This is a genomic window from Pseudoalteromonas sp. L23, from assembly GCF_021728455.1.
In the GTDB taxonomy this organism is placed as follows: Bacteria; Pseudomonadota; Gammaproteobacteria; order Enterobacterales; family Alteromonadaceae; genus Pseudoalteromonas.
Genome location: NZ_JAKKCW010000014.1, coordinates 26984 through 48147 on the forward strand (window position 1 = coordinate 26984; position 21164 = coordinate 48147).

At 45.0% G+C, this 21164-nt stretch carries 19 protein-coding genes and 1 riboswitch; of the genes, 10 read left to right on the top strand and 9 right to left on the bottom strand.

What is annotated here, in order from left to right:
* Nucleotides 1-226 precede the first annotated feature (226 nt).
* The gene (locus L3V43_RS19115) at nt 227-874 is read right to left on the bottom strand and encodes a DUF2959 domain-containing protein (RefSeq protein WP_237117205.1); all 648 of its coding nucleotides are present in this window, start codon (nt 872-874) and stop codon (nt 227-229) included.
* 157 nt (nt 875-1031) lie between these two features.
* Here L3V43_RS19115 and L3V43_RS19120 point away from each other — a divergent pair, with 157 nt between their 5' ends.
* From L3V43_RS19120 to dtd, 3 genes are read left to right on the top strand one after another with little or no spacing between them, the layout of a single operon-like run.
* Nucleotides 1032-1913: a virulence factor BrkB family protein gene (locus L3V43_RS19120; protein WP_237117230.1), complete on the top strand. Its 882-nt coding sequence runs from the start codon at nt 1032-1034 to the stop codon at nt 1911-1913.
* 42 nt (nt 1914-1955) lie between these two features.
* Complete coding sequence (locus tag L3V43_RS19125) at nt 1956-2900, top strand: alpha/beta fold hydrolase (RefSeq protein ID WP_237117206.1); 945 nt, start codon at nt 1956-1958, stop codon at nt 2898-2900.
* A gap of 19 nt (nt 2901-2919) precedes the next feature.
* Complete coding sequence (gene dtd / locus L3V43_RS19130) at nt 2920-3360, top strand: D-aminoacyl-tRNA deacylase (protein ID WP_237117207.1); 441 nt, start codon at nt 2920-2922, stop codon at nt 3358-3360.
* A gap of 32 nt (nt 3361-3392) precedes the next feature.
* On the opposite strand, the gene L3V43_RS19135 is transcribed toward dtd, so the two are convergent.
* Nucleotides 3393-4082, bottom strand: coding sequence for an SAM-dependent methyltransferase (locus L3V43_RS19135; protein ID WP_010607755.1), 690 nt, complete (start codon nt 4080-4082; stop codon nt 3393-3395).
* Between the two features lie 173 nt (nt 4083-4255).
* Between L3V43_RS19135 and L3V43_RS19140 the strand changes: the two genes are divergently transcribed.
* Nucleotides 4256-5155, top strand: coding sequence for a bifunctional GNAT family N-acetyltransferase/hotdog fold thioesterase (locus L3V43_RS19140; RefSeq protein ID WP_010607756.1), 900 nt, complete (start codon nt 4256-4258; stop codon nt 5153-5155).
* 73 nt (nt 5156-5228) lie between these two features.
* On the opposite strand, the gene L3V43_RS19145 is transcribed toward L3V43_RS19140, so the two are convergent.
* The 5 genes from L3V43_RS19145 to dapA form a co-directional block, all read right to left on the bottom strand.
* A complete protein-coding gene (locus L3V43_RS19145) occupies nt 5229-6251 on the bottom strand; it encodes a phospholipase A (RefSeq protein WP_235368588.1) in 1023 nt (340 codons plus the stop codon).
* Between the two features lie 213 nt (nt 6252-6464).
* Complete coding sequence (locus tag L3V43_RS19150) at nt 6465-7577, bottom strand: M14 family metallopeptidase (protein WP_237117208.1); 1113 nt, start codon at nt 7575-7577, stop codon at nt 6465-6467.
* Nucleotides 7578-7579: 2 nt separating this feature from the next.
* On the bottom strand, nt 7580-8785 hold the full coding sequence (locus tag L3V43_RS19155) for a PLP-dependent decarboxylase (RefSeq protein WP_237117209.1): 1206 nt from the start codon (nt 8783-8785) through the stop codon (nt 7580-7582).
* Entirely contained in the window at nt 8785-9525 is a 741-nt protein-coding gene (locus L3V43_RS19160; protein WP_130163346.1) for a 2,3,4,5-tetrahydropyridine-2,6-dicarboxylate N-succinyltransferase, read from the bottom strand. The genes L3V43_RS19155 and L3V43_RS19160 overlap by 1 nt, the downstream gene beginning before the upstream one ends.
* Before the next feature lie 10 nt (nt 9526-9535).
* Nucleotides 9536-10420 carry a 4-hydroxy-tetrahydrodipicolinate synthase gene (gene dapA, locus L3V43_RS19165; RefSeq protein WP_237117210.1) on the bottom strand — a complete coding sequence of 295 codons (885 nt, stop codon included), beginning with the start codon at nt 10418-10420 and terminating at the stop codon, nt 9536-9538.
* Nucleotides 10421-10535: 115 nt separating this feature from the next.
* A riboswitch (Lysine riboswitch) is annotated at nt 10536-10714 on the bottom strand.
* Between the two features lie 142 nt (nt 10715-10856).
* Here dapA and L3V43_RS19170 point away from each other — a divergent pair.
* Nucleotides 10857-12608, top strand: coding sequence for a response regulator (locus L3V43_RS19170; RefSeq protein WP_237117211.1), 1752 nt, complete (start codon nt 10857-10859; stop codon nt 12606-12608).
* Here L3V43_RS19170 and L3V43_RS19175 read toward each other — a convergent pair.
* Together L3V43_RS19175 and L3V43_RS19180 are read right to left on the bottom strand one after the other, a co-directional pair.
* Nucleotides 12594-13211, bottom strand: coding sequence for a hypothetical protein (locus tag L3V43_RS19175; RefSeq protein WP_010607762.1), 618 nt, complete (start codon nt 13209-13211; stop codon nt 12594-12596). The two genes, L3V43_RS19170 and L3V43_RS19175, sit on opposite strands and share 15 nt — an antisense overlap.
* Before the next feature lie 159 nt (nt 13212-13370).
* On the bottom strand, nt 13371-14246 hold the full coding sequence (locus L3V43_RS19180; protein ID WP_237117212.1) for a TraB/GumN family protein: 876 nt from the start codon (nt 14244-14246) through the stop codon (nt 13371-13373).
* A 528-nt stretch (nt 14247-14774) separates the two neighbouring features.
* Here L3V43_RS19180 and ilvG point away from each other — a divergent pair.
* The 5 genes from ilvG to ilvA all read left to right on the top strand — a co-directional run bounded on the left by ilvG (nt 14775) and on the right by ilvA (nt 21112).
* On the top strand, nt 14775-16436 hold the full coding sequence (gene ilvG / locus L3V43_RS19185) for an acetolactate synthase 2 catalytic subunit (RefSeq protein WP_102055913.1): 1662 nt from the start codon (nt 14775-14777) through the stop codon (nt 16434-16436).
* On the top strand, nt 16433-16675 hold the full coding sequence (ilvM, locus tag L3V43_RS19190; RefSeq protein WP_010376329.1) for an acetolactate synthase 2 small subunit: 243 nt from the start codon (nt 16433-16435) through the stop codon (nt 16673-16675). The genes ilvG and ilvM overlap by 4 nt, the downstream gene beginning before the upstream one ends.
* Nucleotides 16676-16695: 20 nt before the next feature.
* Nucleotides 16696-17619, top strand: coding sequence for a branched-chain amino acid transaminase (locus tag L3V43_RS19195; protein ID WP_102055914.1), 924 nt, complete (start codon nt 16696-16698; stop codon nt 17617-17619).
* 92 nt (nt 17620-17711) lie between these two features.
* Nucleotides 17712-19568 (top strand): dihydroxy-acid dehydratase, encoded by a 1857-nt coding sequence (gene ilvD / locus L3V43_RS19200; RefSeq protein WP_102055915.1) that lies wholly within the window; start codon nt 17712-17714, stop codon nt 19566-19568.
* A 2-nt stretch (nt 19569-19570) separates the two neighbouring features.
* A complete protein-coding gene (gene ilvA, locus L3V43_RS19205) occupies nt 19571-21112 on the top strand; it encodes a threonine ammonia-lyase, biosynthetic (protein WP_237117213.1) in 1542 nt (513 codons plus the stop codon).
* Nucleotides 21113-21164: the final 52 nt, after the last annotated feature.

A 21164-nucleotide genomic window follows, 5' to 3' on the forward strand; every position in this document is an offset into this window, starting at 1 on the left:
AATTCAAGTAGGGGATAGGAAAAGTAAGAGAAGCTTCACTTTCATAGTTTTATTTATGAGAATGATATTTATTTATTTTTTCTAGTGCAAATGCCAATGGAAATGAATGGCATCATTGAAGATCTTATCAATAAAGGTTAAACGTCTGGCTTTACACACAAAATTACCACGATATCAGGAAGCAACTTTCTGATATCGTGAAATCTATCTTTGCAGATGCTGTCTATTACGCGCTACGTGCACTCATCTCAGCAATAAACTTGTTCGAATCTTCAATAGAGCGGTTCATATCTGCGATTAGGGCGCTAATATCACGCTTTAACCCCGTAAACTCACCTTTAATAGCGCTTACCGCTTGTGCATTTAGGTTGTGCTTAAGGTACAGCACATTATCTTGTAGTGAGTCGAGTACGGGTTGCATTTTGGCTTCACTGCTGCGCATTGAGCGAAGTAAGCGTTCAAATTGGCGTTGTGTTTGACTTAATTGCTTAGCACTCTCGCGTTTTAGGTTTGCACTCGAATATTGCTCAAGTTCATCTTGCCACTCGTCAAATAGCGCGTTTGCCACGTCTTCCACTTTGTCTATATTGCTACTTACTTCAGCAGCAGCGGCAAGGGATGATTGGTAGTCATCGTTAAGCAGGTTATAGGCTTCTTGTAATTCACCACCATTAAAATTAATTAACGTGGTGAGTCTTTCCAATGCCGATTGAAACTCTTTTTGTGATTCCTCTTGGGACTCCTTTGTTTCTTCGACACGATCAACCAATATCTCGCGTTTATGCACACCAAACTTTTCCATGGTGGCGTAATAGGCACTTTGGCAGCCAGTAACGAGTAAAAGTAACACTGCGCTTAAGGTGAGTTTCTTCATTTGCACTCCCGGGCTCTAGAAGGTCAATAATCAGTAAGTGGCCATGTGACCGTCGTTATATATTACTATTTAGCGCTATAAATTATGGCGGGGATTGTTATGATGTGTAAAGTGATCCATGAATATTAACTTGATTATGATGCAAAGAATAACCGAAATGAAGGTCGTAGCACTGCGATTCTTACATTCTCAGCCTAGCTGGTGGCGCCGCTATAGTAAGCGTTGTATTGAGGACCAGATCACGGTCAACGCGGGCTATTTAGCGTATGTTACACTGTTATCGTTAGTCCCTTTAGTTGCGGTGGGTGTAGCAATTTTTTCGGCGTTTCCTGGATTTGAAGATACGCGTTTTGCAATTGAAAACTTTGTGTTCAATAACTTTGTGCCAACATCGACGGACACCATTAAAGAGCACATCAGTGCGTTTACTGGCAACGCGAATAAGATGACAGCTGTGGGGGTGAGTTTTTTGGCCGTCGTGGCTTTATTACTTATTCGTAATGTTGACACCACACTCAACCGAATTTGGCGAGTAAAGCAGAAACGCCCGTTGATGATTTCATTTGCGATTTATTGGATGGTGCTCACGCTTGGCCCTGTGCTATTGGGCGCGAGTATTGGTATGACATCTTATATCGTTTCTTTAGTGACATTTGCCGATCAAGGGATCCCTGGGTTTAGTGGTGCACTAATTAAGATGTTGCCCTATTTAATTTCTATGGTTGGCTTCATCATGCTCTATACTTTAGTACCAAATACCAGTGTGTCATTTCGAGCCGCGGTTCCGGGTGCTTTGTTTGCAGCTTTGTTATTCGAGCTAACGAAAAAAGGCTTTGCATTATACATTAGCCATTTTCCCTCATACGAAGTTATCTATGGGGCACTCGCAACAGTACCTATTCTTTTTGTTTGGGTATATTTATCTTGGATAGTGGTGTTGTTAGGTGCGGAGTTTACTGTGTGCTTAACCCAAGATATGGAAGCCGCAGGATTAGATACGAGCTCGGAGCTTGACCCACCAGACGCGCAGGGACTTTAGCTTTTACCGATAACGGTTAGCTTAAGCCCCGAAGGGGGAGTTATGAGCTTATTGTATCAACATGGCGATGCTTTGCGTCGTTTTCATCTCGCGGTAGGTGAAGGGCATCAATTGGGCATAGAGGAATATGGCAGCAGTGATGGCACACCACTTATCATGCTGCATGGTGGCCCAGGTCAGGGCCATTCTCGTAATGTGCTCGGTTATTTCAATCCGCAAAAATACCGCATCATCCTGTTTAGTCAGCGAGGCTGTGGCAACTCAACCCCTACTGACTTTAGCAATATAAATACCGCGAACCTGCTGAAAGATATTCACACCATTCGTGCGCATTTAGGACTGCAAAAGATTGTACTCGCCGGGGAATCTTTCGGTGCCATGCTGGCACTTCTTTATGCTGAGCAGCATCGTGAAGATGTCTCGGGGATGGTGTTGTGGTCGAGTTTTTTGGGTAATGAGGCGGATCTTCATTGGCTTTATGGTAGCCAAGGTGCCCCCGCGCAAATTTATCCAGAGCAGTATCTTGCCTTTGCACAAGGTGCACAAACTGTGGAATCCTTGCTAGACCATTATCATTCGGCACTCTTTGGCGAGGATGAATTACTCAAAAGAAAAGCGGCACAGCGCTGGTGTGAGTGGGATAACCTGATCACAACAGATAGCGATACACAAGGTATTAGGCTCTGCAAAGCAGACAAACAGCTCAGCAAAGCACAGCATATGGTGCATTTTTTTAGTCACCAGTGCTTTATCAAAAAACAGCAAATTACAGCAGATGCAGATCAGCTCAATCACTTACCTATCTGGTTTATTCACAGTCGGCATGATTTAATGTGTCGATACGCACCGGTTCATCAGTTAGCACAAAGCATTAAGGCGCAGTTGTTGATTTTGAATGGAGTTGGGCATTGTAGTGCTAACCCCGTTTATGTAGAAGCGATAAGGCGAGCGGCTGATCTATTACTGTGCAAAATTCAGCATCATTAGCAGTCACAAGAGGTAGGTAGTGCAAGGACTAATTCAAAGGGTCAGCGAAGCAAAGGTAGAAGTAGAGGGTAAGATTGTAGGTCAAATCGATAAGGGAATATTGTTACTATTAGGCGTTGAAAAGTCGGATACAGAGCAAACGGCGGATAAGTTACTGCACAAGGTTAGTAACTACCGTATTTTTACTGACGACAAGGGAAAAATGAATTTAAGTTTAAAAGACATTGAAGGCGAACTATTAGTTGTATCGCAATTCACCTTGGCGGCAGACACCAAAAAAGGCATGAGGCCAAGTTTTTCGAGCGCAGGAACACCTGAGCAAGCGAATACACTCTACGAATACTTTGTGGCTCAAGCCAAGGCCGCAGGGTTGAAAGTCGCGACAGGACAATTTGCTGCGGATATGAAGGTGAGTTTACTGAATGACGGCCCTGTGACTTTTAATTTTAGTGTTGAATAGTGATTTGACGAAAAAACTAGGGTCAGCCAGTGTTAGCGTTTAACCTCGATAATTATGTTGGCGTAGTCCGGCACTTTTTCGATAAAGGGCTTTTTACCAAAGTTGGTAATTAATAAGTGTTGAAGTTGCTTGAGCTGCGACTCATGCTCAGTTAAAAAGTTGATATACAGTCGGCCCCCATCATTAATAGCAGCTCTGAGTAGGCGATAAAACTGGTGCTGAAACAAGAAGATGGGGGGCTCAAGTTCGCTAAATAAATCGAGCACTATCCAATCGTAGCGTTTGCCTTGTTGCAACGCTTTAAATACATCAACACAATTAACATCGCACAAAGGGTCGCCGCCAAAGTAGCGTTTGTAACAATGGATCACATCTGGGTTGTTATCTATGGTGGTAATATGACAATTTGGATAAGTGGCATTGAGGTAATCACGGATTGCACCTGCGCCAAGACCCAGCTCCAGTACGCTGGTCGGCGGGGCGACTTGCTGCCAGCGACTCGCGAATGTTTTTAAATGAGGAAATAACAAGTGCTCCGGGTGGTTTAACTCCACAACGGATTGTAATGTGTTGTTTATCAGAAGCCATCTCAACGATTTCTCTTGCCGCACTTGGATGCTATTTCTGCCTTGTTTATGCCAATATAGCAAGTGTCCTAGTTGGTGGCTCCGGTCCACAAAATCGTTGCTGATAGTGCCTGAATGCGTAATAAATTCTCCCATGATAACATCATCATAGACGAGGATTTTGTGAATGCCAGCTTGTCCACCAGTTTTTACACTAAGGGATAAGTGTTTTGGCGCATTTTATTCCCTACACTGAGCTTATCTTGTAGGGTGTATCCGTACTAGATTCAAAGTCATTTAACAGGCTAATAACAAAACAGGAGTCAGTGATGTTTGAGGTAACTTCACCACAAAGCAGCGAAGATTGGCAAGCCTATTACCAGTTACGCTGGCAGGTGTTAAGAGCGCCATGGGATCAACCTCGTGGCAGCGAACAGGATGATTTAGAACAAGAAGCTGAACATCGCTACATTAAAAATAATGATGGTGAAGTGTTAGGCGTAGCTAGGCTCCATTTTAACAATCATAAGCAAGCACAAGTACGCTATATGGCCGTTGCAGAAGGGCATCGAGGTCATCACTTAGGTAGTCGTTTGCTACACGAGCTTGAGGTTATTGCGTGGACGCAAAAAGCAGAAGAGCTGGTTTTGTATGCTCGCGAGCGCGCGTTATCATTTTACGAACGTCATGGCTATCAAGTGGTTGAAAAGGCACACTTAGCCTATGGCGATGTGCAGCACTGGAAGATGGTAAAGCAACGACCTACAGAGCCGGGCTGGTTTAGGCAGCCAGATTGGACCCATGTATTACAAAATACTTGGCGCGAGTCTATTCCAATCAGTGATGCGATGGGGATTAAAGTAGAAAGTTATACAGACTGGCAGTTTTCCACTAAGGCTGATTTAAAAGCGAACCTCAATTTACACAACTCGATGTTTGCAGGTTCTATATATAGCATGGCGACGCTAACGGGCTGGGGGGCGACTTATTTAGCACTTAAAGAGCTTGGGTTAGAGGGAGATATTGTGTTGGCTGACGCCAATATTAAATATCTAAAACCTTTAACCACGGCACCAGCGGCAACGGTTACCATTGCGGACTGTGAAGGTGAATTGCAAGCGCTAGAGACGGCTGGCAAAGCAAAATATGTGGTGCCAGTGAATGTCTATGATGGTGACATGCTAGTTGCTAAATTTGAGGGACAGTTTGTGGTAATTAAACCGCAATAAGTAGAGAATTATTCTCAGCTTTCCAAACGAAAAAGCTCTGAGTTTTCAGAGCTTTTTTTGTATTCGAATGCGCTTAAAGAATATCAGTGAGTAGCACGCCAATACCGAGCCTTTGGGTATGTGTGTTATAGTCTATTAAGCTTTCGCCGTAGCCATTAAAGTATTGTGCGTAGCCGCGCAGCCTTCCCCAAATCGGGAATGACCAGTCTAATTGAATTGCACCGCGATTATCACTGTTTAAGTTATTGCGCCACATAAAGCCAAACTCATGCTCTTCGTGGCGATATACCCCACTAAACTCGAAGTGACCTAAGTACTCATCGATATTTGGATTGTCGTCTCCGCGTGGATCCAAGGCATCTTCTTTGTCGTCTTCGGGTAAGCGATACCAAGGTTTAAAGCTGAATACAAAGCCTCGGTTTTCCCAGATAAAATTCGCATAGATACGATTCCAAGAGCGGGAGTTTGGTTGACTGCGACCGTTAGATTGGTGGGAAATCCCAAGTACAAAGGCCATCTCATCGCCCCACAGCACGTTTTCATCATCTAAAAAGTTAATCCAAAAGATTTCTGGTTCATAGTTGGTTTCACGAAATGGCGAAGACACATCTTTGTTGTACAGCTGCCAATATGATTGCAGCGTAAAAGCAAAATAGATTGCCTGATCTTTATCCGAAAAATTTTTATAAATAGGCGCTTTTAACGAGATTTGGTATTTGGCTTCAAAGTTGTCGATTGGCTCGCCGTCTTCATCGTCAATGGCTTTTAGACCGTCGAATGGTCTGCTGTTGACGTTGGTCATATAAGAAACTGGCAAAATATAGTTACGCTTATGTGGTGTTAATACATTACGGTTTTTTTCCGTTACACGTTCACGCGCCATGCGTTTATCTAATTGGCTTAAGGTATTATCTGCATCAGCCTCGGCACATTCGGTACGGACCTGCTCTATGGTTTTATCTTTTTCTCCAGTTAACACCGCGTTTAGCACGCACTGTTTGACTAAATCGATTTCATCTTCCTGTTGGGCTTCTTGAGCGTAAAGTGGCAAGGTAAGCAAGGCCAAAGCCGGTATTGATAAGTGTGTAAGTTTCATCCTGTGTGCGCCGAGAGTAAGTACAATTGATTACATTATTAACCAATGATAATGAAAGGGAAATGAATCTCGAAGGTCAAAAATGTCAGAAAGAAAAATACGGTCGAATAAGAAAAAGGTGGCGGCTATCGCCGCCATACCTTAGTAAGCGTTAAGCTAAACAAGCAGAGCTTATTTGCTTTGACTTACTCTCACGCAATAAAAGTACTCAAGTTAAAGCGTTTCAACTTGAGTAAAAAACTTATAAAGCTCAGTACCTTGATTCACACTAGCAGAGGCAAAGTGCAAAATGGCGATGGCATCTTCGTCTAACTTGATCTCATTTAAGGGCGTTTCTGATAAATAGCGCTCCATTCTGAGAATTTTGGCGATGGTTTGACCCGCCTTGATATGCTCTCCAAGCTTTGCCGTATATTCCACCATACCACCCATTGGGGCATAAAAGGCGCGATAATTTTCTAGTCGACAGACGTAACGGGTGATGTCTTGCGGCATAAAGTGTGCATCTTGAAAGGCCTGTTTATAGTTCAGGTAGCTCAAAATGCTATTAGCGTCATTCAATGCTTCCGCTAAATCAATTTTTTCTTGAGAGCCAAGCTCAACCGTAAACGCTTCGGTTAATACTGGGATCTCTCGGCCTATAGCCTGATAGGCTTGCTGCAAGTTCCACCATGGACAAAAACTGGCTTCATCCATTGCTCCATCAAAGTCACTTGGAATAAGTAACACATGTGGAATATCAAAATATCGAGCGCTGTTTTTTGCATACTCAGGACAATACAGGTGTTTTGCTGAAATTGGTCCCGTATGAAGGTCTAAAACAATGTCAGCCTCATGAGCTAGACGCTGTAAATTCAAGGCGATGCGCTTACCTGTCGTCAACCTATCTAAGGGCCCATCAAGTAGTGTTTGGGTGCGCTCAACTAATCGTTGGCGAAATTGCTGAGCGATTTCTGTTATTGATAGCGTCGGGTTTTGCTCCACAAACTCGGCAACCAACCCGGAATGGTTGATGTACATTCGATTCCAATTCGTGCCCGTAATTGGATCGAAACGCCCTAAGGTAAACTCACCAGATTTCTGATTACAACCAATCGGGTTTGCGTAAGGCACTAGGGTGATGTCCGCTTTTAATGACAATTGCTTCAACCGTTCCAGCAGTTGATAAATCACTGCATTACCTTGCACCTCGGCGCCATGCATATTCGCTTGAATATACACCTTAGGCCCACTGCCATCGCCTTTGATGCGATAGACTGGAATAGTCAAAGGCAGACCATTGGCAATTTCACCAACCTGAATATGTTGTTGTGTAATGGTATTCATGTTTACCTCAAATAACTTGAAGCGGGCTCTGCTTCACGGACACAGCTGATTTCTCCAGCTGAGATGATGTACTCTGCAGGGAGCTCATGACATAAAAAGAACGGCATACTTTCGGTGTAGCCGTAAGCGCCACACTGACTGAAAACAAGCCAATCGCCATCGGCACTGTCGCTTGGTAAGGCTAGGGTGCCTAATTTATCCAATGCTGTGCAAAGTGGGCCATGAATATGAAAGTCTATGGCCTCAGCTTGAGACTGGCGTAACAATTCAGCGGGGAAAGCTTGTCCGGTAACGGCCGGACGCAGCAGGTGATTGACACCGCCTGCGACAATCAGTTGTTGTGCACCGTAGTTTTGCTTTTGTTCCACCACAGGGTTGAGATAAAAACCACATTCGCCAACCGCATAGCGGCCTAACTCCATCCATAATTCTTGCACTTGCGTGGCGGATTTTATCAATGCGAGCGTGTCTAATAATTTCTGCCAATCGAGAGAAGGGCTTTGCCTATCATAGGGAATGCCAAGGCCGCCACCTAAGTCGAGCACCTTTAGAGTAACCCCTAAATCAGCAGCGAGCTGAACTAAAGGTGCAACCATAGCCTGCCAAAGTTCAGCGAGCGTATCGCTGCAGAGCATATTGCCCCACTGGAAAATATGCAGTCCGACAAAGTCTAGGTAGGTGTAGTCACTTAAAGTTAGGGCTTGCCACTGCTCTGCGCCAAGACCAAAAGGAGTCAGCGTATTGCCACCAAGTGGATTGTGCTCTGCTTTATCAAAGCGTAACTGCACCCGCAGTAAAACTTCAAATTGAAGCTCAAACTCTTCGGCCACTTGATTTAACCAGCGTACTTGATTGTGACTTTCAGCCACGAAAATACGTACGCCTTGTGTGGCAAAATGACGGATCTGCTTTAGCGATTTGGCAGGACCTGTGTTGAGCACGCGTTCAGGTGCGATCCCTTGAGATAACACCTGATCAAGCTCGCCGCTAGATGCCACATCAAAGTTAAACCCAGCGTTATCTAGGGTTTGAATGATATGTGATAACGGATTCGCTTTTACGGCATACCAAAGCTTAACGATTTGCTGATCAACTAAGGGCTTAACATGTGCACTTAGGTTATCTAAATCGTAGCAAAAGAATGGCGTATCTTGTTGCTGGATCAATGCCTCAGCTGCAGTTCGCTGTGACGTGCTCAACCAAGTCATTAGCGTAGAACCTCTTCCAGCGCCAGTGATGCATCACTTTGTTCATCACGGTATTTTACGATAAGTGCGCATGACATACTTAATCCCTGCTCGCGTGCCCACTCAGTTGAGGCTGGACGAGAGCCTGGGATCACTATCGCGTTTTCAGGGATGGCTTCACCTTTGTCAAGCAAGCGCTCGTTCACGCAGTCATAGACAGGAATACTTGCTGAAAGGCGCACACCCGGTGCTAATACGGCACCGCGTTTAACAACAACCCCTTCAACCAATACACAGCCTGCACCAATAAAGGCATCGTCTTCAACAACAACAGGACTTGCTCCAACTGGTTCTAATACACCACCTACTTGCACAGCTGCGCTAAGGTGCACATTTTTACCAATTTGCGCGCAAGAACCAACCAACGCATGACTATCTACCATAGTACCTGAATCAATATAGGCACCAATGTTGACATAAGCCGGTGGCATAATGATTGTGCCGGCTGCAACGTAAGCGCCACGTCTTACACTGCTTCCGCCAGGAACCATACGAACGCCATCTTGGGCAGCAAATCCGCGTGGTGCTAAGTTGTCTTTATCAACAAATCCACCTGGGAACTCCGTATTTACGCCATTTCTAAATGCTTCAAGGATCCCTTGTTTTACTTCTACGTTAGCATGCCAATGGCCTTGCTCATCCTGTGTTGCCGCACGTACTGTGCCATTTTCTAAATCGTTTAGTAGGGTTAACCAGCTCATGTTTACTGCCTTAATTCCAAGATAAAATCGTTTCGTTCGCGCGAGTGATCGCATCGGTATGGGTGAGTTCCAAATGTGTCAGTGGCGGGCGCAAGTTTGGACTTGTGAGCTTCCCTTGCAAGTGCATTAACACTTTGACTGGTATGGGATTTGCCACTGCAAATAAGCTATTTGCAGCTTCTGACCAAGTGGTAAATAAATTAGGAGAGGTGCCGCTTAACGAGCGCCTTACAAATTCTGCGGTTTGCTGTGGCCATGCGTTTGCTGCAACAGACACCAGACCCGTTGCACCTGCTTGTGCAAAGTAGGGCATTAAGCCATCGTCGCCGCTATAGATGGCGACATCTGGTGCTGCCTGACGAAATGCTTCAAAGGTGGCAATATCACCACTGGCTTCTTTTAGTGCCCACAGATTAGGGTGGCAAGCTAGTTCGCCGAGTAGTTCAGGGGCGATAGCAACAGCACTGCGACCAGGTACATTGTAGAGCATACAAGGGTTGTGGCTCTCATCGAGTAGTGTACTAAACCAATGTGCCAGACCAACTTTGCCGGGCTTTGCGTAGATTGGTGAGCCCAGTAAGAGCGCATGAATGGGTTGTGTATTACAAAAGCGCACCCATTGTGTTTGCTGCTCAAGATTACTGCCGCCAACGGCAACCATGAGCGGTACGCTCGGGGCGAGCTGGCAAACAAACTCAACGATTTGTTGCTGTTCTTGTTGGGTAAGCGCAAGGCCTTCGCCGGTACTGCCTAGTAAAAGAATACCGTTACGAGCTTGCTCTTGATCGCGTACAAGCGTCGTTAATGCGTTAAAATCAACCTGATTTTCAGCATCAAAAGGCGTTACTAAGGCCGTCCACAACGGATAGTCAGATAAGTTGAATTGTGATTTCATCTCTACCGAACTTAAATCATGTTCGGAGTTAGGAGGGTGTCCAAACTTCGAACTGTTAAAATTCGAAGAGCAATGGACTTAAAAAGGATAAGGCAGCCAATGGCCTTATTTTTCTAAGACCAGAAGCTCTCCACCAAGTATGTTGGTGACAGTCGCTGGGATTCAGCCCAGTCGCCCGAAATGAGTATTAGCAAACAATAACTCAATTTCTCGGCGTATATTCCCCTCACTAAGCTGCAACGGAGTTTGCTCTCCTTCACTTAGTTACCTGAATAACGCACCTCTTCCAGCCCTCAATTTGACGCCGTGGCATCAAACTATCTAAATAGGGTGAACGCGCATTGAAACATTTTGGCCGTCTAGGTGTCAAGCATCAGACTGTAAATAATACGATTGTTAACTACACTTAACATTGCCGCTGAGACAATGCTATGAGATGAAAAACAAAAATATGTCGTTAATAAGTAAAGTTAAAAATCGCTATATCGGGGCGTTACTAGCTATGGCTATATTGCTGTCGATGGCGATGGGGATTATGCAGTACTTGCTGTATCAGCAGAGCCTAGATGCACACGTAATTAATATTGCGGGTATGCAGCGGATGTTGTCCCAACGTATCGCGCTATATAGTGCGCAAGACAATCAACGAGATAGTGAAGCGCTACGTCAAGCCATTGATAAGTTTGAAAGTAATCATGAGTTTTTAACTAAAACAGAAAGTAGTGGAGAGGCTATTTATCTGAATGAGGCGCTTACAGCGCTTTACTACCAAGGGCCGGTGCAGTTGGATTTGCAAAGTACTACTTTTGTCACTTTATCAAGGTCTCGGTTACAGCAATCCACTCCTCAATTAATGGAGCAAATCTTTACTGCGTCTCAGCATATACTCCCAAACCTGAATGATGCCGTTTCACTATTCGAGCAGCATGCGCGAAGTAAAACAGAGATGGTGAGGAAAATAGAATTGTTAATCTGGCTACTTGGACTGTTGCTACTGTTTATAGAAGCGAAACTTGTATTTCGCCCAATGGCGCGAGAAATTGCTGAAGCACTCGATAAATTAGAGGCGGCAAGAAAGCTTGCTGACGATGCATTACACTCAAAATCACGATTTTTAGCACGCGTTAGTCACGAGCTAAGAACACCATTGCAGGCCATTCAGGGGTATTTAGATGAATATCTGAGGAGCAAAGACACGCAGCAATTACAGCATGTGAAAAGCGCAGCAAATCAATTGGATGTATTACTCTATTCGGTTCAAGACTTTAATAACCTTTCCGAGCAAGAAGTGGTTATTGAGCGTCATCAAGTCGCATTGCGAGAAGTAATAAAGTCAGCTTGTATCGCCTTTCAACTAACCGCACACAAGAAATCTCTCGCTTTTAATTTGGCATTGAGTAATGAGTTAGATGTGACTTGTTATTGTGATTGTAAGCGTGTTGGTTGGTTGATCAGTGAATTGGTTAATAATGCAATTAAATTTACTGAGCGTGGCAGCATTCAAGTATTTGCGGATTTAGTTATAGATGAAGATACACCATATTTAGAATTTGTCGTTGAAGATACTGGGCCCGGGTTCGACTATCAGCAGTTACGAGAAGCTGTGCATAGCGAGCATTTTCAAGGCACGCAGTTAGGGCTGAAGCGTTGCCAATTACTCACCTCAGCGCTTGGAGGACGATTAGATTTTAGTGCAAGGGAGCCAATCGGTACAAGAGCAATCCTGAGAGTCCCTATTGAAATTGACAATCAACAGGTACCGGCTCATACAATGGAGCAGGTGTCGGCTCATACAATGGAGCAGGTGTCGGCTCGCATTTTACTGGTGGAAGATAATTTACTAAATGCACGCGTGATTGAAAAAATGCTTCAGCCCATAGCAAAATTGGTAACGCATGTCGAACATGGTGAAGGTGCCCTTGAAGTATATGAGGTGGGTAAGTTTGATATCGTGCTAATGGATTTGAATATGCCTGTGATGGATGGCTTTGAAGCCACTGAGCGTTTGAGAAAGCTAGATCCAGCTGTGCCTATTTTGGTCGTGACCGCAAATACCAATGCGGAGGATCTGGATAAGGTCTACGCACTTGGCGCAACGGCTCATTTGTATAAGCCGTTGCAACCGGATGTGCTGCATAGCAAAGTGGCGCTATTACTGAATAAGTGTGGAGACTTAGTCTCGTCTTAAACGAATATTTCCAACTCCGACTTCTGCATCGATGGAATACTGGCCTTGACCACGATAGTCTGTTGTCGAGCCAACCATACTCTTTTCGGAAGTTTCTACGTTGCCAAAACCTGACATTGCCGTTTTACCAACACCTGAATCTAAAGACACTTTTTTGAAATCGGTGGTGGTAGTCTCAATTTTAATTTTTCCTACGCCTACCTCTAAATCAGCAGAGTTATTAAGATCTTGAATATCAATTTTGCCAACACCAACCTCAACATCTAAAGCCAAATTAACAGGCACCTTAACTTGCCAAGATAGTTCATAATCATCCGAATTGATCTCAAGTGATAATTTATCCCCTGATGTGTTGCTGTTTAGGGTGGCCTCACTCACATCTGGTTTACCAAACCAACTGTCTGACTCTTTCGGTTCAACCAAAATTTCGACCTCTATGGTGTCGCCGTTGTAAGTTTGTAGGTCGATTTTACCTACGGCAATATCCACTTCTAACTCGGCTAGGCTATTGCTTGGGAATGATGCTGTAATGGTTTTTGAATCTTCTGCTTGTGCAGTCATTGCCGCTGCACTTAATGCTAAAACTAACGCTACCTTTTTCATTATTTTTTACCTTCAACGAGAGTGTTTGAAAGGTAAGTCGCACATAAAAATGAAAAGGTTTAAAAAGATTTTTATTTTTTTAGGGCGTGTTAATGGAAGTATCTGTTTAACACGCCTACAAAGTAAACTGCTTACCTCTTGGCAAGATAGCGCTGAGTGTTATAGTCGGGTGACTGAATAACCATTGTTTTTAAGCTGCTCAACAAGACCATATTTTTCAACAAGATGTAATGCACCAACGGCAATAAACGTTGATTCATTGGGGAGCTGCTTTTTAAGCATTTTCACCCAGTTATTATTGCGTTCAATGATCATCAATTGCTCGGCTAATTTGCCATATTTATCATCCGAAAAACTTACCTGATAGTAATGTGATAACTTCTCTAAATCGCCGCTTCGCCATGCGGAAACTAAATCCAAGAAGTAGGTGTTCAAATCAGACATCTGTGCAAATGTTTCCTTGAGCATAGCGTCACTATGAATACTCAGGTGACTGAACATTTCAAGCTGATATTCTAAGGTTTCAAATTCACCAATTGGGATCTTCTTTTCGTTTGCGTAGGCAATTACTTGTTTATCGATGCCATTGGTATCGGTAAATCCAAGCTTTTGATATTCCAGTTGTAGCATAGTTATCATCACGGCCCATGGCGCATAGCGTTCAAATAAGGCGATATCTATCTGCTTTTTGGAAAAGTAGTCTTGTAGCTTCTGATAGACTTCTGCAGAGAGCTGATCTTTTAGTGTTTGGTTGTTTTTTAACAGCATAAATGGCATGGAGCGCTGTTGGATCGCAAATGGAGAAAGCGCCTCTAAGTTCACTTCAACCATGACTCTATCACTACTCGCAATGGCGCTTTTTACCTTGGCTGGTAAACCATGCATTTGTTCGTCACCGACGTGGACGGTACCAAATAAGTACGACGTTTTGTTGTCCTTTTCTACTTTCCACAGGCCAACTTCTGCGTTGGCGAGATTACTGAAAAGGCTTAAGCAAAGATAAATAAATAACAATGGTGAAAATACTTTAACCATAGTAATGATCCCTGTTGGTTTTAAAAAGTCAGTCTGCGATATCGAAATGTGAATGTCACTAAAAAATGAAGTACGCTTGGGCGGTAGAAAAAATTTCATATGGGCAAATCGGGAAAGTAAATTTTTCGTTATATCGAAACTGAACCAATAGAAAATTCGCATTTTAAAATGTGTGGTTGTTTTAATTCTTTAGTTTGTGGTTTTTTGGTTTTTTTATGCGTTAAACTCGGGTTTTTAATTTTAAATAGCATAGTTTTTTGTGTTGACTTCAGTGTGCAAGGCGCGGTATTAATAGAAAAAGAGGCAGCACAGTGCTTACACTGAATGATTGCCAAGTTTAAATTTACGGAATTCAAGCAATGTTACTAACAGCAACTCTACTAGTCGTGATTATCAACGTGGTGATTATTATTACCGCGGGGGCTAGTTAGTGCTGTAAGAAAAGTATCAGCATAAACGCCCCCCGCACCAAAAGGTTCGGGGGGCGTTTTCGTTTTAGGGCATAAAAAAGGCAACTGAGAGCAGATCATGAGCAATTCAACAACCGGCGCACAACTTGTTATCAAGGTGCTAGAAGAGCAAGGCGTTAAACACGTATTTGGTTACCCAGGTGGTGCCATCATGCCCATTTATGACGCTTTGTATGGCGCGCCAGTTAAGCATTATTTGACTCGTCATGAGCAAGGTGCTGGTTTTGCTGCTGTTGGGTATGCTCGCAGTACTGGCAAGCTTGGGGTTTGTTTTGCCACTTCTGGACCCGGCGCGACGAACCTTATCACCGCACTTGCTGATGCCATGATGGATTCAGTTCCGCTATTGGCTATCACTGGGCAAGTGCCGACCGCTGCTATCGGTTCGGATGCCTTTCAAGAGGTGGATGTACTGGGCATGTCTTTGTCATGTACTAAGCACAGCTACATGGTTGAGCGAGCGGAAGACTTGGCTGAGATATTACAAGAAGCCATGTACTTAGCGCAGTCTGGCCGACCCGGTCCGGTGTTGGTCGATATTCCCAAAGATATCCAGTTAGCTAAAGTACCTTTTCATCCTTTTGCTGCGCCACAAGACGAACAGCCGAAGGTTTCACAAACTGAAGTAGCAAAAGCCAATCAATTATTATGTGACGCTAAACGACCTGTTGCCTACATTGGCGGTGGCGTGCAAAGCGCTGATGCGCAGTCACAGCTGATGCAATTTTTAGAAAAGACCCATATGCCGGCCGTATCGACGCTAAAAGCTTTGGGCAGCGTAACGCCGGATTATGATTATGACTTAGGAATGCTCGGTATGCACGGTACTCAGGCGGCGAATCTGGCGGTTCAGCAATGCGACTTATTGGTATGTATCGGGGCACGGTTTGACGACCGTGTAACGGGGAATTTGGCAAAGTTTGCTGCAGGGGCAAAGGTGATCCATTTAGATATCGACCCTGCAGAAGTGGGTAAACGCAAACCCGCAGCGGCTTCGCTTATTGCAGACTTAAAACAGTCATTGCCACAACTTGAGTGTGTGGTTACGAATAGCGAATGGCTAGAGACCATCGAAGCACTGCAACGTCAACATGCATGGCGTTATGACTATCCTGGCGAAAAAGTATTTGCACCGTATTTGTTAAATCAACTTAGCCAGAAGCTACCCAATACAGCGGTAGTGTGCTGCGATGTAGGCCAACATCAAATGTGGGTGGCCCAGCACATGAAATTCAGTCATCCAAGCAATCACTTAAGTAGTGGCGGTGCAGGCACGATGGGATTTGGCTTACCTGCTGCAATTGGGGCACAGATAGCACGTCCAGACAACACGGTGATCACGGTATCTGGCGACGGCTCCATCATGATGAATATTCAAGAGTTAGCAACCATCCGCCGTAATAACCTGCCAGTTAAAATATTGATATTAGACAATCAAAGGCTGGGTATGGTGAGACAGTGGCAGCAACTCTTTTTTGACGGTCGTTACAGTGAAACCGACCTGTCAGACAATCCAGATTTTGTCTCTTTGGCTGCCGTGTTCGGTATTCCTGGGCAGACAATTACTCATGCAAACCAAGTAGATGACGCCGTTGACGCCATAGTGAATGCGCAAGGACCCTATATTTTACATGCTTGTATCGACGATAAAGAAAACGTATGGCCGCTTGTTCCACCTGGTGCTGCCAATGATGAAATGATGACGGAGAGCCTTTCATGAAACACCATTTAACCGTTGCAGTAAAACAACAGAGCATCGCAGTGGAGCGCTTTTTACGCGTAGCCAGACATCGCGGATTTCGCTTAACGAATTTGGAATTACAAGGTCAAGATGACTTATTCCACGTCAAAATGACGGTAGATAGTGACAAACCTATCTATTTATTAACCTCACAACTGAGTAAGCTAGTAGAAGTGCAAGCGGTTGACTTGCATACACTACAGAAACAGGCAATTTAGAAGAATTAAGGTAGTTAACAATGACACAAACATCAGAAGTAATTTGGCATAACGGTGAAATGGTTCCTTATTTTCAAGCGACCACCCATGTGCTTAGTCATGCTTTACATTATGGCAGCTCAGTTTTTGAAGGGATCCGTGCTTACGATACGCCAAATGGTCCAGCTGTTTTCCGCTTAACCGATCATATTCAACGCCTCTTTGATTCTGCGAAGATCTACCGTATGGAAATTCCTTTTACCCAAGAGGAAGTAATTGCGGCATGTAAAGAGACAATCCGTGCAAATGACTTTACCAATGCTTACCTTCGTCCATTTGCATTTTTAGGTCATGTCGGCCTTGGTTTAAATCCGAAATCGCACCGTGCAGATATGACAGTCGCTGCGATGGAATGGGGTGCGTACCTTGGTGAAGAAGGCTTAGCGCAAGGTGTTGATGTGTGTGTTTCTTCTTGGAGCCGCCTTGCACCAAACACCATGCCTACAGCGGCTAAAGCGGGTGGTAACTATTTATCTTCACAGCTTATTTCAGGTGAGGCGAAGCGTAATGGTTATGTTGAAGGGATCGCGCTTGATGTTAATGGTTATCTGAGCGAAGGTGCTGGTGAGAACTTATTTGTTGTGAAAAAAGGCGTGCTTTACACCCCGCCTACCACAGCTTGTATTCTACCAGGTCTTACGCGTGACACTATCATCCATTTGGCGAAAAAACGCGGTTATGAAGTACGTGAAGAGCCGATCGCTCGCGAAGCGCTTTATCTTGCTGATGAGTTCTTTATGGTTGGTACCGCAGCGGAAGTAGTACCTGTTCGCAGCGTAGATAAAATTACGGTTGGTAATGGTGGTAGAGGTCCAATTACGGAAGAGTTACAGCAGGCCTATTTCGCTTTGGTTAAAGGTCAAGCTGATGACGAAAATGGCTGGTTAGAGTACGTAAACGAATAATTTTATTGGTATCGGGGTCAAACGGCCCGAACAAAAGCGCATTGTAAATTGTGGGAATGAGGAACTCGGCATAGCCGAGAAAAAGGTGAAACATGGCTAAATTACGGAGCAAGACAACTACTGAGGGCAGACAACGCGCGGGAGCTCGTGCATTGTGGCGAGCAACGGGAATGACGGACAGTGATTTCCATAAACCGATCGTTGCGGTCGTGAATTCATATACCCAATTTGTTCCGGGTCATGTTCACCTCAATCAACTTAGCGCATTGATGGCTGATGCGATAACAGAAGCTGGCGGCGTACCTCGCGAATTTAATACCATTGCTATTGATGATGGTATCGCCATGGGTCACGGCGGCATGCTTTACTCGCTTCCGTCTCGAGACTTAATTGCAGATTCGGTAGAGTACATGGTTAACGCTCATTGTGCCGATGCTATGGTCTGTATTTCTAACTGCGACAAGATCACCCCTGGTATGCTACTTGCGGCACTGCGGTTGAATATTCCGGTGATCTTTGTTTCCGGCGGCCCGATGGAAGCGGGAAAAACTCGTTTAGCGGATATCGATCTAAAATTGGATCTTGTCGATGCCATGGTAAAAGGCGCAGATCCGACGGTGAGTGATGAAGACTCTGAGCAAGTTGAGCGCTCTGCTTGTCCTACTTGTGGTTCGTGTTCAGGCATGTTTACTGCCAACTCCATGAACTGTCTTTTAGAAGCGCTGGGCTTAGCGTTACCTGGTAATGGTACGACACTAGCGACACACAAAGACCGCCAACAGCTTTATTTGGGCGCAGCAAATCGCATCATGGCTTTATGTGATGAGTACTATGGTAAAGACAACGAGCAAGTGCTGCCACGCAACATTGCTAACCAAGCCGCATTTATGAACGCCATGACATTAGATATCGCGATGGGCGGTTCATCCAATACCGTGCTGCATTTATTAGCGGCTGCGCAAGAAGGCTTTGTCGATTTTGATATGAATGACATAGACCGCTTATCTCGTAGCACACCCTTTTTGTGTAAAGTTGCTCCGGCAACACAACAGTATCACATTGAAGACGTTCACCGTGCTGGCGGCATTATGGCCATTCTCAACGAGCTGGCCAGAGGCGATAAATTGGACTTGTCGGTGGGGCACGTTGCTGGCGGAAATCTAGGTGAAGTTATTGCGCGTTGGAATGCTGCAGACAGTGATAATGAACGGGCACAAACTTTCTATCGCGCGGGGCCTGCTGGGATCCGCACTACCCAAGCTATGAGCCAAGAGTATCGCTGGGACGAGCTGGATTTAGACCGTGAAGGTGGCTGTATTCGCTCCATTGAGCATGCCTTTAGGCAAGATGGCGGCCTTGCAGTATTGAAAGGTAACTTAGCGCCCGATGGTTGTATCGTGAAAAGTGCCGGGGTGGCCGATGAAATGCTGCGCTTTACGGGGCCCGCTGTAGTATTTGAATCTCAAGACGATGCCGTCGAGGGGATACTGGGTGGCCAAGTTAAGAAAGGTGATGTAGTGATCATTCGCTACGAAGGGCCTAAAGGTGGTCCGGGTATGCAAGAAATGCTGTATCCAACTAGCTATCTTAAATCGATGGGGCTAGATAAAGACTGCGCTTTACTTACCGATGGTCGTTTTTCCGGCGGTACTTCTGGACTTTCTATTGGCCATGCGTCTCCAGAGGCTGCCAGTGGTGGCAATTTGGCGCTGGTTGAAAACGGCGATGTTGTCGCCATCGACATCTATAACCGCAGCATTGACGTTAAATTGGACGACACCGAGTTGGCGCTGCGCCATGAAAAGCAACTCGCTCGTGGTAAAGAAGCGTACAAACCAGTTAACAGAGAACGTTATGTGAGTCCCGCACTAAAAGCCTATGCACTGTTAGCAACGAGTGCAGACAAAGGCGCGGTACGTGACTTACAAAAACTAGAGGAGTTAGGCTAGCGATGGTTTCCCAAGAGCTTGATTACTTTAGAGCCATTATTCAGGCGAATGTGGCACCGCTCGTTGAGGTAACGCAAGTGAATCAACTAGAGCAAATGTCAGCCCAGCTTGGTAACCAAATTTGGCTGAAAAGAGAGGACCAACAGCCGGTCTATTCTTTCAAATTGCGTGGTGCGTATAACAAGCTACGTCAGTTACCGAAAGGATCGCAGGTGTATACCGCTTCTGCGGGTAATCATGCTCAAGGGGTTGCACTAAGTGCAACGCATCTAGGTCAGCACGCCACCATTGTAATGCCTGTGACTACGCCAGAGATCAAGGTCAACGCGGTTCGTAAACTCGGTGGTGAAGTGATCTTACACGGCCATCACTTCGATGCGGCAAAGCAGTACGCGCTAGATCTTTGTGCAGCGCAAAGTGGTGTTTTTGTCCCGCCGTTTGATGATAAAGATGTGATCATCGGCCAAGGTACGGTGGCGCGAGAGTTAATTCAGCAACTTGATGAACTAGATGTCGTATTTATTCCTGTAGGAGGTGGTGGTTTGCTTGCGGGAATGGCGGTGTATTTGAAGTCACTTCGCCCTGATATCCGTATTATTGGGGTAGAAGCTGAGGACAGTGCATGCCTTAAAGCCGCGCTTGAAGCGGGAGAGCCCGTGGAGCTTGAGCGAGTCGGTGGCTTTGCGGACGGCGTGGCGGTAAAGCTTATTGGTACAGAAACTTTTCGATTAGCACAAAAGTTCTGCGACGAAGTCGTGACGGTTAATGCCGATGAAATTTGTGCGGCGGTTCAAGATATTTTTGTGGAGACGAGAGCAACTGCAGAGCCTTCCGGCGCGTTATCAACTGCGGGCTTGAAGAAGTGGCTCGCGCAAACGGGCGAAAAGGGGCTGAGTGTTGCGGCTATCTTGTCAGGCGCTAATTTAAACTTCGATCGGTTGAGGTATATCGCCGAAAGAACGGCGCTAGGTGCTAAACATGAAGCATTGCTCGGGGTGACTATTCCTGAAGAAAAAGGCAGCTTTAAGCGTTTTTGTCACTCTCTTGGTGGCCGAGCGATCACTGAGTTTAACTATCGCTATGCCGGCTGTGGCGAAGCGCAAATTTTTGTTGGTGTCGGGCTTAGAAATGGCCAGCAAGAACTAACTGAGTTAACCGCCTCGTTGCATCAAAATGGCTATCTGTTTGACGACTTATCAGATAACGAACTGGCAAAGTTACATGTGAGATATATGGTGGGTGGTAAACCACCAAGCGTCATGAATGAGCGTTTATTGCGGTTTGAATTTCCTGAATATCCAGGCGCATTAGCGCGCTTTTTAGACATGCTCGGCTGTAATTGGAATATTACTTTATTTCATTATCGCAATCACGGTGCGGCACAGGGTAATGTGTTAGCCGCTTTTGAAGTTGAGCCCAGTGATTATGAGCGTTTTGATGAACATCTTGCAAAGTTAGCGTATCAATTTCAAGAAGAAACAAATAACCCGTGTTTTACACGCTTTTTGCATGGCGAGCAGTTAACAAAGCAAAAGGCTGGATAATAAGTACTGAGTTAGGTACGCTGGTCATGAAAGTATCTAATTTTATCAGTGG

Excerpts from the sequence above, each read along its gene's own strand:
- L3V43_RS19135 (WP_010607755.1), bottom strand. The coding sequence starts at position 4,082 with ATGGGAGAATTTATTACGCATTCAGGCACTATCAGCAACGATTTTGTG.
- L3V43_RS19180 (WP_237117212.1), bottom strand. The coding sequence starts at position 14,246 with ATGGTTAAAGTATTTTCACCATTGTTATTTATTTATCTTTGCTTAAGC.
- ilvA (WP_237117213.1), top strand. The coding sequence starts at position 19,571 with ATGGTTTCCCAAGAGCTTGATTACTTTAGAGCCATTATTCAGGCGAAT.
- L3V43_RS19115 (WP_237117205.1), bottom strand. The coding sequence starts at position 874 with ATGAAGAAACTCACCTTAAGCGCAGTGTTACTTTTACTCGTTACTGGC.
- ilvM (WP_010376329.1), top strand. The coding sequence starts at position 16,433 with ATGAAACACCATTTAACCGTTGCAGTAAAACAACAGAGCATCGCAGTG.
- L3V43_RS19160 (WP_130163346.1), bottom strand. The coding sequence starts at position 9,525 with ATGAGCTGGTTAACCCTACTAAACGATTTAGAAAATGGCACAGTACGT.
- L3V43_RS19150 (WP_237117208.1), bottom strand. The coding sequence starts at position 7,577 with ATGAATACCATTACACAACAACATATTCAGGTTGGTGAAATTGCCAAT.
- L3V43_RS19140 (WP_010607756.1), top strand. The coding sequence starts at position 4,256 with ATGTTTGAGGTAACTTCACCACAAAGCAGCGAAGATTGGCAAGCCTAT.
- L3V43_RS19125 (WP_237117206.1), top strand. The coding sequence starts at position 1,956 with ATGAGCTTATTGTATCAACATGGCGATGCTTTGCGTCGTTTTCATCTC.
- L3V43_RS19170 (WP_237117211.1), top strand. The coding sequence starts at position 10,857 with ATGAAAAACAAAAATATGTCGTTAATAAGTAAAGTTAAAAATCGCTAT.
- L3V43_RS19175 (WP_010607762.1), bottom strand. The coding sequence starts at position 13,211 with ATGAAAAAGGTAGCGTTAGTTTTAGCATTAAGTGCAGCGGCAATGACT.
- ilvG (WP_102055913.1), top strand. The coding sequence starts at position 14,775 with ATGAGCAATTCAACAACCGGCGCACAACTTGTTATCAAGGTGCTAGAA.
- L3V43_RS19195 (WP_102055914.1), top strand. The coding sequence starts at position 16,696 with ATGACACAAACATCAGAAGTAATTTGGCATAACGGTGAAATGGTTCCT.
- L3V43_RS19155 (WP_237117209.1), bottom strand. The coding sequence starts at position 8,785 with ATGACTTGGTTGAGCACGTCACAGCGAACTGCAGCTGAGGCATTGATC.
- L3V43_RS19145 (WP_235368588.1), bottom strand. The coding sequence starts at position 6,251 with ATGAAACTTACACACTTATCAATACCGGCTTTGGCCTTGCTTACCTTG.
- L3V43_RS19120 (WP_237117230.1), top strand. The coding sequence starts at position 1,032 with ATGAAGGTCGTAGCACTGCGATTCTTACATTCTCAGCCTAGCTGGTGG.
- dapA (WP_237117210.1), bottom strand. The coding sequence starts at position 10,420 with ATGAAATCACAATTCAACTTATCTGACTATCCGTTGTGGACGGCCTTA.
- ilvD (WP_102055915.1), top strand. The coding sequence starts at position 17,712 with ATGGCTAAATTACGGAGCAAGACAACTACTGAGGGCAGACAACGCGCG.